Annotated in this window: 19 protein-coding genes; 8 read left to right on the forward strand and 11 right to left on the reverse strand. The window is 61.2% G+C overall.

Annotated features, from left to right (window positions below):
• Positions 1-13 precede the first annotated feature (13 nt).
• The 3 genes from MHX61_RS08970 to MHX61_RS08980 all read right to left on the reverse strand — a co-directional run bounded on the left by MHX61_RS08970 (position 14) and on the right by MHX61_RS08980 (position 2,033).
• Positions 14-799 (reverse strand): hypothetical protein, encoded by a 786-nt coding sequence (locus tag MHX61_RS08970; RefSeq protein WP_204609885.1) that lies wholly within the window; start codon positions 797-799, stop codon positions 14-16.
• A 9-nt stretch (positions 800-808) separates the two neighbouring features.
• Positions 809-1,747, reverse strand: coding sequence for a DUF3152 domain-containing protein (locus tag MHX61_RS08975; protein WP_204609886.1), 939 nt, complete (start codon positions 1,745-1,747; stop codon positions 809-811).
• Positions 1,748-1,808: 61 nt separating this feature from the next.
• Positions 1,809-2,033, reverse strand: coding sequence for a DUF3107 domain-containing protein (locus MHX61_RS08980; protein ID WP_005322370.1), 225 nt, complete (start codon positions 2,031-2,033; stop codon positions 1,809-1,811).
• Between the two features lie 71 nt (positions 2,034-2,104).
• Here MHX61_RS08980 and MHX61_RS08985 point away from each other — a divergent pair, with 71 nt between their 5' ends.
• Together MHX61_RS08985 and MHX61_RS08990 are read left to right on the forward strand one after the other, a co-directional pair.
• Positions 2,105-3,430 carry a DEAD/DEAH box helicase gene (locus tag MHX61_RS08985; protein WP_204609887.1) on the forward strand — a complete coding sequence of 442 codons (1,326 nt, stop codon included), beginning with the start codon at positions 2,105-2,107 and terminating at the stop codon, positions 3,428-3,430.
• Positions 3,427-4,665, forward strand: coding sequence for a hypothetical protein (locus MHX61_RS08990; RefSeq protein WP_239194236.1), 1,239 nt, complete (start codon positions 3,427-3,429; stop codon positions 4,663-4,665). Before MHX61_RS08985 ends, MHX61_RS08990 begins: the two co-directional genes overlap by 4 nt.
• Before the next feature lie 75 nt (positions 4,666-4,740).
• Here MHX61_RS08990 and MHX61_RS08995 read toward each other — a convergent pair whose 3' ends face one another.
• A complete protein-coding gene (locus tag MHX61_RS08995) occupies positions 4,741-5,229 on the reverse strand; it encodes a hypothetical protein (RefSeq protein WP_239194238.1) in 489 nt (162 codons plus the stop codon).
• A 498-nt stretch (positions 5,230-5,727) separates the two neighbouring features.
• Between MHX61_RS08995 and MHX61_RS09000 the strand changes: the two genes are divergently transcribed.
• Both MHX61_RS09000 and MHX61_RS11400 read left to right on the forward strand, forming a co-directional pair.
• Positions 5,728-5,988: a WhiB family transcriptional regulator gene (locus MHX61_RS09000; protein WP_204609890.1), complete on the forward strand. Its 261-nt coding sequence runs from the start codon at positions 5,728-5,730 to the stop codon at positions 5,986-5,988.
• 83 nt (positions 5,989-6,071) lie between these two features.
• The gene (locus MHX61_RS11400; RefSeq protein WP_100067784.1) at positions 6,072-6,146 is read left to right on the forward strand and encodes a 50S ribosomal protein bL37; all 75 of its coding nucleotides are present in this window, start codon (positions 6,072-6,074) and stop codon (positions 6,144-6,146) included.
• Between the two features lie 267 nt (positions 6,147-6,413).
• Here the strand turns inward: MHX61_RS11400 and MHX61_RS09005 are convergent, their stop codons facing one another.
• Together MHX61_RS09005 and MHX61_RS09010 are read right to left on the reverse strand one after the other, a co-directional pair.
• Positions 6,414-6,686: an anti-sigma factor gene (locus MHX61_RS09005; protein WP_239194240.1), complete on the reverse strand. Its 273-nt coding sequence runs from the start codon at positions 6,684-6,686 to the stop codon at positions 6,414-6,416.
• The gene (locus MHX61_RS09010) at positions 6,686-7,288 is read right to left on the reverse strand and encodes a sigma-70 family RNA polymerase sigma factor (RefSeq protein WP_200436091.1); all 603 of its coding nucleotides are present in this window, start codon (positions 7,286-7,288) and stop codon (positions 6,686-6,688) included. The genes MHX61_RS09005 and MHX61_RS09010 overlap by 1 nt, the downstream gene beginning before the upstream one ends.
• Before the next feature lie 37 nt (positions 7,289-7,325).
• Here MHX61_RS09010 and ybaK point away from each other — a divergent pair, with 37 nt between their 5' ends.
• Entirely contained in the window at positions 7,326-7,829 is a 504-nt protein-coding gene (gene ybaK / locus MHX61_RS09015) for a Cys-tRNA(Pro) deacylase (protein WP_239194242.1), read from the forward strand.
• Here the strand turns inward: ybaK and MHX61_RS09020 are convergent.
• Positions 7,815-8,462: an SOS response-associated peptidase gene (locus tag MHX61_RS09020; RefSeq protein WP_239194244.1), complete on the reverse strand. Its 648-nt coding sequence runs from the start codon at positions 8,460-8,462 to the stop codon at positions 7,815-7,817. The two genes, ybaK and MHX61_RS09020, sit on opposite strands and share 15 nt — an antisense overlap.
• Here MHX61_RS09020 and aroA point away from each other — a divergent pair.
• The gene (gene aroA, locus MHX61_RS09025) at positions 8,461-9,762 is read left to right on the forward strand and encodes a 3-phosphoshikimate 1-carboxyvinyltransferase (protein ID WP_239194246.1); all 1,302 of its coding nucleotides are present in this window, start codon (positions 8,461-8,463) and stop codon (positions 9,760-9,762) included. The two genes, MHX61_RS09020 and aroA, sit on opposite strands and share 2 nt — an antisense overlap.
• Positions 9,755-10,780 (forward strand): ribosome small subunit-dependent GTPase A, encoded by a 1,026-nt coding sequence (gene rsgA, locus MHX61_RS09030; protein ID WP_239194248.1) that lies wholly within the window; start codon positions 9,755-9,757, stop codon positions 10,778-10,780. Before aroA ends, rsgA begins: the two co-directional genes overlap by 8 nt.
• On the opposite strand, the gene MHX61_RS09035 is transcribed toward rsgA, so the two are convergent.
• The 3 genes from MHX61_RS09035 to MHX61_RS09045 are packed head-to-tail and all read right to left on the reverse strand — an operon-like array spanning position 10,777 to position 12,093.
• Positions 10,777-11,025: a hypothetical protein gene (locus tag MHX61_RS09035; RefSeq protein ID WP_005326568.1), complete on the reverse strand. Its 249-nt coding sequence runs from the start codon at positions 11,023-11,025 to the stop codon at positions 10,777-10,779. The two genes, rsgA and MHX61_RS09035, sit on opposite strands and share 4 nt — an antisense overlap.
• A gap of 16 nt (positions 11,026-11,041) precedes the next feature.
• Positions 11,042-11,518 carry a hypothetical protein gene (locus tag MHX61_RS09040; RefSeq protein ID WP_239194262.1) on the reverse strand — a complete coding sequence of 159 codons (477 nt, stop codon included), beginning with the start codon at positions 11,516-11,518 and terminating at the stop codon, positions 11,042-11,044.
• A gap of 38 nt (positions 11,519-11,556) precedes the next feature.
• Complete coding sequence (locus MHX61_RS09045) at positions 11,557-12,093, reverse strand: HAD-IA family hydrolase (RefSeq protein WP_370658417.1); 537 nt, start codon at positions 12,091-12,093, stop codon at positions 11,557-11,559.
• A gap of 26 nt (positions 12,094-12,119) precedes the next feature.
• Between MHX61_RS09045 and MHX61_RS09050 the strand changes: the two genes are divergently transcribed.
• Entirely contained in the window at positions 12,120-12,527 is a 408-nt protein-coding gene (locus tag MHX61_RS09050; protein ID WP_239194250.1) for a hypothetical protein, read from the forward strand.
• Between the two features lie 22 nt (positions 12,528-12,549).
• Here MHX61_RS09050 and MHX61_RS09055 read toward each other — a convergent pair whose 3' ends face one another.
• A complete protein-coding gene (locus MHX61_RS09055; RefSeq protein WP_239194252.1) occupies positions 12,550-13,368 on the reverse strand; it encodes a hypothetical protein in 819 nt (272 codons plus the stop codon).
• Between the last annotated feature and the right edge of the window lie 115 nt (positions 13,369-13,483).

Here is a 13,483-nt window from a genome sequence, read left to right on the forward strand (position 1 = left end):
TGGGGGTCGTAACTCACCGCTCCAGTATGGCAGATGCCCGCGACACCAGATGCTGCTCCACCCGCTCTATGTGCGAACGCGTGTTTGAACGCGATGCGGAGTGCAGGTCATTGACATGACGGCGATATGACACCGCGCGCAACAGCAATTCCTGCATACCGGGTACGTGACTGAAGCGCTGGCAAATCCCATCATCAACAGCCTGGCCAATGAGCCCATCCACAATGACCAAAGCGGCCGTCCAGCCGGCTGGGCGCGGGGATTCACTCGGCACAATGTCCACAATGCCCGGCGGGTTAGCGCCGTGGTAAACCGTGGTGGTGAGAAGAGCGGTGTGGGCGGGGATAAGGGGGACGTCGGCAAGCAGGGCTGGGCGATAAGCCTCGCCCGTTTCCTCCCAGGCGGCGCGCTCGGCGCGAGCGAAGGCATCGCTGCGCTGCCCGTTGGGAATGGGCACCTCGGCCAGAGCCGTATCCAAGCGCAACGCCATCTGTGCGGTTTCATCAATGCGCCCGCGAACATGGCCCGGAATAAACTGGGTAGCCTTCCACCCTGCGGCCGTGTGCCGACCATCGCTAGACAGTACCGGCCGGGAAACGCGGGCCCCCTGCACGCTGAGGCGCTCGCGCACCTTAGCGGACCAGGCGGCAAACGGACCGGCCTGGGAATAGACCACGTCACCCACCTTGATGCCGTTATCCCACACCGGACCCAATTGATCGCCCTGCGCGCGGCGGGTACCAGTGGCACCGGTTTCCGCGTGGAAGGCGCTTAAAACATGCTCTGGGGGAAGCGGCATCCTTAACTCCTATTCGGGTTGGTGGGGATCCTTATTATCCGGATTCGGATAAGGCCACGGGTTCGGTGAGCAGGTCACGTCCTCATCAGGATAGACCTCGCTGGGATTGCGATCGTGCAATTTCTTGTTGTTAAGGTCCAAGGTCTGCTGCATCATGACCGGCGCCAGCTTGCCTTGGCCGCCACACGGCTGGTGGGCCGTATAGCCAATGGCATGACCCAACTCATGGTTGATGACGTACTGGCGATAATTGCCCATATCGCCTTCAAAAGGCGTGGCGCCGCGTACCCAGCGGGCCTCGTTGATAATGGTGGTGGACTCGCCCGTAATGGTGGTGTGGCAGGAGGTTTCCGTTTCAATCTTCTCGCCACAGCGCTCTGCGGCGGTGCCGAGCGAAGTCAGCTGGATGCGGGTATCCGGTTCCGCATCAGCGGCCACGTGCTCGAACTCAAAGTCCTTATGCGCGGTCCAGCCGCGCGGATCAGACAAGGTGGCCTCCACCATGGCGGCAAAAGACTCATCGCCCCCATACGGTGCGGTGTTCAGGCCATCTTCTACCTCGATGGAATAGCGCACCTTGTGCTCGCCACCCTTACCCGCGACGGCGCCAGGCTCGCCTACCTCGTGGAAGGTGCCCTTGCCCTGCTTGGTATAGGAGCCACCGGGCGGCATCTCGCTGATTTCCCGCTTCACCGCTGCAGCATCGGCAGGGTCAGGGCCCATCTTCTCCGTACTCGTTGGGGCAGCCTCGCTAGTGGCTTCCGCCTTTTCTTCAGAGGAAGAGTTGGTGGCGATATCGACGATGAACCAAATGGTCAGCGCGATCATGAGGGGGATAGCCACCACGCGCCACCAGCCATATTGACGCGCAAACCGGACCACCGCATTGGGGTGGTCAGGTGCGTGGCCCTGGCTCCGGTGAGCGTGGCGAGTCTCCCTTTTTTCCATGGGGCCTTAGGTTACCCGTTTGCATTTAAAAAAGCTGAATCAGCAGTCCTATGCGCTCGCCTTAGGCGCCAGCGAATCCCACGGCGTGCTTCTTTGCAATGCCGACCTCGACGTAGACGACGCGGTCAGTGCGCACGAGGTATTTGCGGCCCTTGTCATCTTCCAATTCCAGGGTGGAGTTATCCGCCAGGGCACTGTTGATCTTCTGCGTCAGCTCGGCTTGGTCACCTGCAGCGCTAATGACCAGCTCGCGAGCGGTATCCGCGAAGCCAAACTTGATATCCATGAAGATTCCTCCTCTAACTAGAGTTTTATTGTCAATGGCCCCACTATAACCATCCCGGCTACTATCAAGGTGTGTCTGACATAAAATCCCAGCCACCGAGCTTCGCGGAACTCGGCGTTGCGGCCGAAATCTGCGATGGTCTCGCCACTCGTGGCATCACGCGTACTTTTGCAATCCAGGAATTAACCCTGCCCATCGCGCTATCCGGCCAGGACTTGATAGGCCAAGCGCGCACCGGCATGGGCAAGACCTATGGCTTTGGCGTGCCGCTTTTGGACCGCGTTTTTGATGACGCCGATATCGACGAGCTCGATGGCACCCCGCGCGCCCTCGTGGTGGTCCCCACCCGTGAGCTTGCCCAACAGGTCACCGAGGACCTGCAGGTGGCTGCCGCCCACCTGCCCGTGCGCTTAGCCTCCATTTACGGCGGCCGTCCCTACGAGGAGCAGATCAAAAAGCTCAACAAGGGCGTCGATGTCATCATTGGCACGCCTGGCCGATTGATCGATCTGCACGAACGCGGCGAACTGCAGCTAGATCGCGTGGCTATCTTGGTTCTCGATGAGGCCGACGAGATGCTGGATCTGGGCTTTTTACCCTCGGTGGAGGCTATCCTCACGGCACTCGATGGCAATGCCCACCAAACCATGCTCTTTTCCGCCACGATGCCGGGCGCAATTTTGACGCTCGCCCGCCGGTTTATGGAAAAACCCATCCATATCCGCGCCGAATCCGGCGAGCAGGATTTCACCCATTCCTCCACTCGCAAGGTCACCTTCCAGGCCCACCGCATGGATAAGGTTGCCGTCGTCGCCCACGCCCTGCAGGCCGCCGGCCGCGGGCGCACCATCATCTTCGCTCGCACCAAGCGCGCGGCCGCCCAATTGGCCGATGACCTGGCCCGGCGCGGCTTCCACGTGGGCGCCGTCCACGGCGATCTAGGGCAAAAGTCGCGCGAGAAGTCGCTGCATGCCTTCCGCACCGGCCAGGTGGACATCTTGGTCGCTACCGATATTGCCGCCCGTGGCATCGACGTTGATGATGTCACCCACGTCATCAACTATCAGGTTCCGGATGATCCGATGACCTTTGTCCATCGCATCGGCCGCACGGGTCGCGCCGGCCATACGGGCACCGCTATCACCTTGGTGGGCTACGATGAGCTGGGCAAATGGCAGGTTATTAATGATGAGCTGGATTTGGGTGAGCCGAATCCGCCGCAGTGGTTCTCCACGTCCCCAGAGCTGGCCCAGGCTCTAGACATCCCCGCGGATGTAGAAGAGACTGTCGGCCCTGAGACCAAGGTCGTGGGCCAGGTTCCTGTCCGCGAGAAATCCCCCACCCGTACCACCGCGCGCCGCGGCAGCTCCCGGCGCCGGCGAGGAGGCCGCCGATGACTAAAGCTCCCATTTTGCGCTCGACGCCCCCCGATTGGAGGGCTACCGGCATTATTGCCGTGGTCTGCGCCATCGCGGTCGGCGGGGCGGCTATTACCGCCAATATTAACCAGGCGCATCTCAGCCAAGCGGCCGTTCCTGGGGATAAGGATGCACCCGCGCTTGCCGACGTCCCCGAGGCCCTCCACGAGTCCTTCAGCCTTCCCAACGAAGCAGTACCCGGCCAATACCGGGCGGTTTCGGCACATGGCCTGACCATCACGCACGCCGATCACACGCTCACCGCCACGAACCCGGACGGTTCCGAGGCGTGGACTTATGAGCGCACGGATGCCGATCTGTGCTCGCTGTCTACTGCGTGGGGCAAGATCGTGGCGTCGTATAAAACCGGCGTGGGCTGCGGGGATACCGTGGCAATTGAGGCTGCGACCGGTGAGTATGACAGCACCCGCAGCGCCGTCAGCTCGGAGAAGGTAGTACCCGTTTCCTCCAATGACCGGGTAGGAACGGTCTCCACCGACCGGATTGATCTGTGGCGCTCCGATATGGTGCGCACCGTGGAATACGGTGACGTGGAAGCAAAGCAGGAGCCGGACAAGCAACCGCATGAGGACTGCACCATTAGCTCCGCCCTTACCCGTACCGAGAATTTGGCACTGACCGAGTCCTGCCCCGATAAACCGGGCACCACCTGGTTGCGCTTCCAGGACACCACCCCCGATGATTCCCGTGAGCCCGATATCGCTGCCGATGTGGACATAGCCACCGACGGCGCCCTGCTTGTCGCTGTGGGACAAAAGGCCGCCGCCGTCTACCGCCCAGGCCCGCACCCCACGATCGAGTCCTATGACAATAAGGGCGAAAAGCTGGACTCTACTTCGGCAGAGCTCTCCCCTGACATTGACGCAGGCGCCTCCCCGTTCGCCCCGGCAACCGCGGACCTGCCGCACCATATGACGTGGTTTGATGGCTCCCGCCTTTATCTCTTTAAGCCGAGCGACCTCGCAGTGGATCACGTGGTAGAAGATGCCATCGGCACCCCCATCGCCGTCGACGAGCACATGTTGGTTCCTACCCAAGAAGGCATCGCTGTCGTGGATTGGTCCACCGGCAAGGCTCTGCGAACCATCCCGGTTGATCGCGGCAGCTACCACGGCCCCGTCTACCTCACCTTGGCGGGCGACACCATCGTGGAAACCCGCGGCGATCAGGTCGTGGGCCTAAGCGCTGATTAAACCCCTGCAACACGCAAAGGGCCGCGCCTTCGGGATTTACCCGGGACGCGGCCCTTTGCGTACGTGGCAGCGAATTTAGAAGTTTGCTGCCGCCCACTCGGTGGAAGCGCGGACGAACATCAGCAAGAAGATGACTACTGCGGCGCTCGCCAAGGTCACCGCACCAAGTAGCGGCGATCCGCCGCTAAACATCTGGAAGGAGCTCGCTGCCATGATGAGCTCGACCAGGATAATGGCTCCCCTACCCCAGCGCTTTCCTTTGACCATGGCCCAAGCGCCGACGATGACAAAGCCAAAGACAATGAAGATAAATAGTGCGGTGCCCAGCCCCACAAAGCTTCCGGAGCCCGAGTCCGACACCATGGACCCGTTTTCTGCGCCGGTCACCTCGCGCACAATCAGAAAGATACCGAAGCAGATGACGGCGATGGACTGAACCACGGCGAGCGCTGCGGCCACGAGGACCGGCTGTGGCGCGCCCTGCTGGGTCTTCTCCTCACGCGCCGGCTGCGCGGAGGAAACACTTTGCTTTTTGTTTACCTGCTTTTTCTTCTGCTTAGACACAAACCAACAGTCTACTCACCGGTCGAGGCCATTTCCTTGTGCGCCACTCAGGTTTCGCGGGGGCAGGGGTTAGCCAGGTAGATTTGACGCTTCTTCAGTCACCGCACTCAATGTTTTTGGGACAATACGCCAGTTCAGCGCGTTTCTCACAGGCTTCTTTCAACTCATACGTCGACCTAAATGACCCCCACACTAGTTTCATTCACGTGAGGTTGACCACAATTTCGCCTCTACCCCTAGCGGAGTCTGAGTAAACATGTCATGATTCTGGGGTAGCAAAAAGAAAGAGGACGTAAACCTCTTCTTAACTTGAAGGAAACTTCAAGTAACCACAATGTGAACCATTGGCGGCGGCGACGCTGGCCCGACCTCGAGACCGGGCCCCACTGCACGCAGACCAGTTCACACAACCACCCACCCTGGCATTGGTTGCTTTTCATTTCTCATGAAAAGCACTTGTGCTTACTGCTGTCGAATTTTTGTTAGGAGATATCAATCATGGATTGGCGCCACGAAGCTGTTTGCCGCGACGAAGACCCCGAGCTGTTCTTCCCAGTAGGCAATTCTGGTCCTGCACTTACCCAAATCGCTAAGGCCAAGCTGGTCTGCAACCGTTGCCCCGTTGCCACTTCCTGCCTGAAGTGGGCACTGGAGTCCGGCCTGGACGCCGGCGTCTGGGGCGGCCTGTCTGAAGAGGAGCGCCGCGCCCTCAAGCGTCGCCGCAACCGCGGCCGTGGCCGCGCCCGCGTTTCTGCTTAATAAGCAGCCCCCAATTTTCGTTTCGGCGCCCTTAGCCGCTACAGTTGAATAAAGTTCAGATACCCTCAACGAAGGAGTGCGCAATGAGCAAGCGTGGTCGCAAGCGCAAGGATCGCCGCAAGAAGTCCGCTAATCACGGCAAGCGTCCTGGCGCATAACGCACAGCATTACTCAAAGCCCGGTTCCCTCGGTCACTTCGACCGTAGAACCGGGCTTTTGCTATGTCAGACGCAAATCGATGTCGCCTCCTAGCTCCCCGCCTGGCCTCTCCGTGCCTTAAGTCCAATGTGATCGGGCCGAATTGAACACATTGGGGCCTCAATTCGGCCCTTCCACCCTCAATTCGGCCCGATCAGTATGGACTCAAGCAAAAAGTTGGAAGATCAGGAGACCATGACCCCACGACAGCGGGTGAGCAACAGTGCCTACCACGCCGTGTCGATGCGCGTGATCTCTACCGAAATGCGGCGGCGCAGCGCCTGCGGCGCCTTGGCTTGGCCATTACAGCAGTTACGCACCAGAGAGCGGATAATCTCCTCGCTCTCGAGGCGCTGTTGACAGAAATCGCACTGGGCAATGTGCTCGCGGATGGCGAGTGCGCGGGCATAGGTGGTGGATTCATCGAGAAGCTCGCACAGGAGGGCCTGTACCTCTGGGGAGCTACACGCACCACAGTTGTGTTCCGTTGCGTGGTCCATTACTTCTCCTCCATGTCTGGGTGTTCTAATCCAATGCCTTGTTCTCGTGCCACGTCTTTCAACGCTTTCCGGAGCAATTTTCTTCCCCGGTGCAACCGGGACATCACCGTGCCCAGCGGAGTATCCATGATTTCTGCAATTTCTTTATACGCCAAGCCCTCTACATCCGCGTAGTACACCACCATCCGGTAATCATCGGGCAGGTCATTCATGGCCTCTGAAATGGTGGCGTCCGGCATGTCTTTAAGCGCTGATACCTCGGCGGATTCCAGGCCAGTGGAATCGTGCCCAGCAGTGGTATACAGCTGAAAATCGCTTAGGTCATCGGCCGAGGACTCCGTGGGGCGGCGCTTCGCCTTGCGGTAGGAGTTGATGTAGTTATTGGTCATGATGCGATACAGCCACGCCTTAAGGTTTGTACCTTGCTTGAAGGAATGAAAGGACTTATAGGCCTTGAGGTAGGTCTCCTGCACGAGGTCCTCAGCATCTTGCGGATTGCGCGTCATGCGCAGGGCACCGCCGTAGAGCTGGTCTAGCAGGGGCAGCGCTTCCGCTTCGAAGCGGCGCTGCAGCTCCTTTTCGCTGATTGTTTCTTTAGCCACAATTTCTATCCTAACGCGTAGCGTTAGAATCCCAGGCATGTCTAAAAAGTCCCCGCATGCAGCCACCCCAGCGCTCAAAGTCGTGGAAGACGCCGGTGTAGATCACCACGTCTACACCTTTGAGGCGGGCAAGGAACACTTCGGCGATCACGCCGCGGCGGCCCTCGAGGTAGAGCCGGAACGCGTGCTCAAAACCCTGGTCATCGATTTAACGGCAGGCAAAGGGCCCAAGCGGCAGTTGGCGGTGTGCGTCATCCCTACCACCCACCACCTGAGCCTCAAGAAGGCCGCGGCCGCCCACGGCGTTTCTAAGGCCGCCATGGCGGATCCGCATGACGCGTCCAAGTCCTCCGGATATATCCCGGGCGGCATTTCCCCACTGGGCCAAAAGAACCCGCTGCCCACGGTAATCGAGGAAACCGCCGTCCTTTTCGATACCGTCTTTATCTCCGGCGGGCGCCGCGGGCTGGATATCGAGCTCAATGCGGAGGACCTCGCAGAGCTGTGCTCTGCTAGCTTTGCTGATCTACTCGCCGAGTAGCTCCGGATAATCGTTGGATACGCTGCCCACAGCCTTGTCGGCGGGGTGAGTGTGGAAGCCACGCAGGGGCGTCGGCAAGAGCAGCTCAGCGGCTTCCTCGGGGCTGCCCTCCAGCCAGGTACGCATTTCTTCGGCCGCCAAGAAGCGTGGCAGGCGGTGGTGCAGCCACTCCATTTCTTCCGTGGCGGCGGTGGTGACAATCGTGGCGGACAGGCGGTCCAGGCCGGTGTCCCATAGGCCCGCCGCCCACAACAGGCCCTCCTCCGCGCGGACGTAATAGGGCTGCTTGCCGCCTTCTTCCTGGTGCCATTCGTAGTAGCCGTTCATGGGGATAAGGCAGCGCTGCCCCTTAAAGGCATGCCGGAAGGAGGGCTTGCTGGCCACCGTCTCCGCCCGGGCGTTAAACAGCGGCGGGCCGTCCAGGTCCTTCTTCCAGTGCGGCAGCAGCGCCCACCGCGCAGGGTCGACTTGGGCGAGGCTTTCGTGCACGCGCACCATCGCCACCGGCTGGGTGGGCGCAATATTGTAGCGCGGGCCTGGGGTACCTTGTGGGGCGTGGACCTCAGTAACTCCGGGCAGTGCGCCCACTTCATCGAGAAGGGACTCGGTAAAAAGAACGAATCTTCCGCACATGCCCTCTATTATGGACGATATGTCTCAACCTTGGTCCGCCCCGCAAGCGGCAGGCCCCATTACGTGGGCCCAGCACGTGCCGGGCTCGAAGTCTATTACCAACCGCGCCTTCATTCTTGCAGCGTTGGCCGATGGCCCTTCTACCCTGCGCGCGCCGCTGGTCTCCCGCGATTCGCAGCTGATGGAAAAGGCCCTGGAATCTATGGGCGTGCGCTTCGAGCACGAAGGCGAGGATATCCACGTCACCCCCGGCCCGCTTAAGGGTGCCACGGTGGACTGCGGCCTGGCCGGCACGGTCATGCGCTTTATCCCGCCGGTTGCGGCCCTGGCGGACGGCGCCGTGCTTGTCGACGGCGACGAGCAGGCCTACGCCCGCCCCATGTCCACCACCCTGGATGCACTGCGCCAGCTCGGCGTCGAGGTGGACGGCGATAGCCTGCCCTTTACCGTCCGCTCGCACGGAGTGCCGGAAGGCGGCGAAGTTACTATCGACGCCTCTGGCTCCTCGCAGTTCGTCTCCGGACTCCTGCTGGCCGGTGCGCGCTTTGCCAAGGGCATCACCGTCACCCACGAGGGCGGTCCCCTACCGTCCATGCCGCACGTGGAGATGACCGTAGGCATGCTGCGCCAAGCCGGCGTCCACGTGGATTCCGGCGAGAATACCTGGACCGTGCACCCTGGCCCGATTGCCGGGCGGGAATGGGCAATCGAGCCGGATCTCTCCAATGCCACGCCCTTCCTTGCCGCCGCTGCCGTCACCGGCGGCCGCGTGACCATTAAGCGCTGGCCTGCCAATACTACTCAGCCGGGCGACGCCATTCGCCATATTCTGGTGGATATGGGCGTCATGGTCACCCAAGAGCCGGGCTTTGTCACTGCCAAGGGCGCCAAGGACGGCGCGCTGCAGGGCATCGAGCGCAATATGGGCGATATCGGCGAGCTCACCCCCACCGTCGCGGCGTTGTGCGCCCTGGCGGAGACCCCCTCTACCCTCACCGGCATTGCGCACCTGCGCGGGCACGAGACTGACCGTTTAAAGGCGCTGGCGGATAATATCAACGCCCTCGGCGGCAAGGTTACCGAGCTTGCCGACGGCCTGCATATCGACCCCGCCCCTCTCCACGGCGGCGAGTGGCCGTGCTACGCCGATCACCGCATGGCCACCGCGGGTGCGATTATCGGTCTGCGGGTACCGGGCGTAGAGGTAGAAGACATTTCCACCACCGCGAAGACCCTGCCTGGGTTCGACCGCATGTGGGAGACGATGGTGGACCCCGAGCAACAGGAGAGCAATGGCTAGGCGTTTCGGTTCTTTCGATGAATCCGATGTGCGCGTGCGCCCCGGCAAGGGCTCGCGGCCGCGTACCAAGGACCGCCCCAAGCACGAAAATGCCAAGTTCGGCATGGTCATCACCAAGGACCGCGGGCGCTGGGGCGTAGCGCTAGACGACGGCCCGCGGGTCACCGCCATGCGCGCCCGCGAGCTGGGCCGCACCGCCATCGAGGTGGGCGACCGCGTGGGCGTCGTGGGCGATACCTCCGGTAAGAAGGACACCCTGGCGCGCATTGTGAAGCTGGAAGAGCGCACCTCCGTCCTCCGGCGCACGGCCGATGACACCGACCCTTATGAGCGCATCGTGGTGGCGAATGCGGACCAGATGCTCATCGTCACCGCCGTGGCCGATCCGCCGCCGCGCTCCGGGTTTGTCGAGCGCGCCCTCATCGCTGCGTTTGTGGGTAATATCCACCCCATCCTCTGCCTGACCAAAACCGATCTCACGGACCCTGCTCCCTTCGCGGCGGAGTTCGCCGATCTCGATGTCACGGTGGTGGAAGCCGGCGTCGACGACGGACTCGAGGCGGTGCGCAACCACATCGACGGCCACGTCACCGCGCTCATCGGGCATTCCGGCGTGGGCAAATCCACCCTGGTCAACCGGCTGGTACCGGATGCGGATAGGGAGACAGGGGAAGTATCGGGCGTCGGCAAAGGCAGGCATACCTCCACCCAATCTGTGGCGCTCCCCCTCCCCGCCGAGGATGCATTCACCGGCGGCTGGATTATCGATACCCCCGGCATTCGTTCCTTTGGCCTCGCACACGTGGATGCCGATGACGTGCTTGGCGTCTTTGAAGACCTTGCCGCAGCCATCGAGGACTGCCCCCGCGGTTGTACGCACATGGGCCCGCCTGCGGACCCAGAATGCGGCCTCGATGATCCTGCGCTGATCCCCCCTGATACCGCCAGTGCGCGGCGGCGCGACGCGGTGCGCGGCCTACTCGAGGCCCTGCGCACCAACGTGGAGTGGGAAAATTAGAGGTGGAAGCCGGTATCTGCCATCACACCCAAAATGCCATCCACGATGCCGAAGAATACATCGAGGATCTGGCCCCAGGTGCCCTGGGACGAGGTCTCTAGCAGCGCCAGCCACGGGGTGGTGGGCACGGCGTCGGCAGCCGCATCCGCAGCTGGGGTGGTATCTGCCAGTGCGGCAGGCGCGGCGATGAGGGCTGCGCCCGCGGTAACGGTGGCCGCAGCGAGGTTCTTGAAACGCTGAGTCATGTTTTCTCCTTGAGTTTTAGAGCAATTCTACGAGGAAAGGGAGTTCGGTGGGGTGATAAAAGGCCATGAACTTATCCAGTGCATCGCCCACGGCCAGCTCCGCATCTTCATCGCCCAAGTCTGCGGTATCGATAGCCTCGATGGCCCTCGCGGTGGTTTCCTCGGACTCCGCAATATCCACGTGGATGGACGCTAGGTCATCCTTGCTGAACTGTGCCGGCTTAAGCTCTACCACCGGCTCGCCCATATCCGGGCGCGGGATAAGGACAGAATCATCCAAGTCTACCGAGATAACCACGCGGCGGTGCGGGAACTTCTCCTCATCGCCGATGGCCAAAAGGCGCATGGAGGCCATAGAGGCCTCGAGGAAGGCCGAGTAGGCAATTTCTTCTTCATCGCCCTCGGTATAGAACTCCTGCAGCGCAGGGGTCACCATAAAGCCCCAGCCGGAGCGCGCGGACAGCGAGCCGGTTTCTTCCAGTTCCGCCAGCATGGCGTAGGTCGCAGGGATGTAAACGCGGGCTTTAGCCACTAAAACTCACCTTCAATATCGAAGACTGCCTGGATTTCAACGGAGACGCGGTCAAAGCTGGTGTACAAAAAGCCCACCATGCCGGATTCCACGGCGGCGCGCACGTTGAGGATGGAATCATCAACCATGACACAGTCATTGAGCGGCAGTTCTAGGGCATCCGCTGCCGCTTGGAAGGCTGCGACCTCAGGCTTTTCCGCCCCCACCTCGCCGGAGAGAACAACTGCGTCGACGTTTCCGCGGTACTCCCACTCGCGGATGTGCTCCGCGCCTGGTCCGCCTGGGTCATTGGACAGGATGGCGGTTGCTGCGCCATTTGCCTTGGCGGCGGCCAGCAGCGCCTTCCAGCGGCGGTTGTCTTCTTCGGTGCCATCAAGGACGCCGACATAGTCAACGATTAGACCACGCATGTACTTAAATCCTTTGGTTACGATTCTCTTTAACTCCCCGAGAGTATAGCGAACCGCGCGCTCATTCGCGCCCATCCATTTCAGGAAACCCTCAGAAATGGCGGGGTTGGGGCGGGCATGAGACAATTATCACGCGTCCGCCTCCTGCCCTTATGCAGGAGCACTACTTCCCCACCATGTACGAGCCCATTCCTGGCTACTCGCACCTCAAACTCTTCATTGCGCCCCACCGCGTGCACTATGGCCGCTTGCCGACGTCCGCGGAAGTCGCCGCCCAGCACCGCATCCAAGGCTGGGTAGTCTTCGCGCTGGAGGTAGCCGCCGGCTATCGCCCGCTAGCCCATCTCAATTCCCCGCGCTATTCGGATGCCATCCGCCTGCACATTGGATCGTGGGTGCGCCGGCGCACAAGCCCCTATGCCACGGACAGACTGCAATTAACCAGCCTGCACGCACGGCCCAATGGCGAGTACTTTGGCTCCGCCTACATAGGCCAACAGCAGCATGCATTTACGGGCTCGGCGAGCCCCACCGGTTTAACGTCATTCCGCTTGCTCTAACCCAGCGGGCAGGGCTTAACGCCTAGGAAAAGAACTGGCCCAGGTGAGAAAGGATTTCGGACCAGTCGAGTGCGGACCATCCGAATCCGGCGGCGCTGGTCAACGCCGCCAAACCGGTGGCTAGGAGGCCGCCTTCAAAGGCGGATAGACCGGAATGCTCGTTCGCCGTCGCCTCCTCAGGCACGGTTCCCGCATCACGGTGCGAGACGGCGGCCTGCTCCAAGGGTGCATTGACCTGCTTGGTGATGGTGACAATATCGCACAGCGCCGCCGCATAGGAAGGGAACTCATCCGGGAAGGCGGAGCCAGTTTCCCCGAGGGTCGGCAGCTGGCTACTTTGAGAGGTAGCCGCGTTGCCGGCGGGGGCCTGCGGCAAGTCCTTGGTAAACTCGCCCAGCTCGGCGCGAATTACCGCCTGGGCATAGTTGGCGCCCAGCATGTCGAGGTAATCCAATACGGCCGCTTCGGTGTACTCCTTGCCGTCTAGGGATTGCGTCCGCTCCTCTGGCTCCCACGGGAAGTCCAGTGGAGTGGAATAAATATTGCCATCGGTGCGCGCGGTATTGAGCCGGGCTTTGCCAAAGTAGTACTCGAAGGCGGCATCCGCCTTTTCCTGAGACAAAATTCCATCGGCCACCAATGCTTCCTTGCGCTGGGTAGCAATAGCCAGGATGGCCGCAGCCGCGTTATCCTGCTCAATCGTTTCGCCCGAATCCAAAATGATGCGCAACGAGGTGGCAGAATCACGCTGCATCTCATAGGCCACGGCCGGCGTGGCGCCACCGAGCAAGGTGGCAGACAGGAGCGTCGTAATACCGAGACGCAGAGAGCGGCGGCGCATCGTCAGTGGAGCTCCTCACAGGAAATAAGCAGAATGGACGGGTTTCTTATATTCTACTCATTTTTTCCTGAAAAGAAACCTGCCCCGCGCCCACTATCACGAGCGGGGGCGGGGC

Origin of the sequence: Corynebacterium sp. ACRPF (assembly GCF_022347395.1) — a bacterium.
GTDB classification, from domain to species: domain Bacteria; phylum Actinomycetota; class Actinomycetes; order Mycobacteriales; family Mycobacteriaceae; genus Corynebacterium; species Corynebacterium tuberculostearicum_D.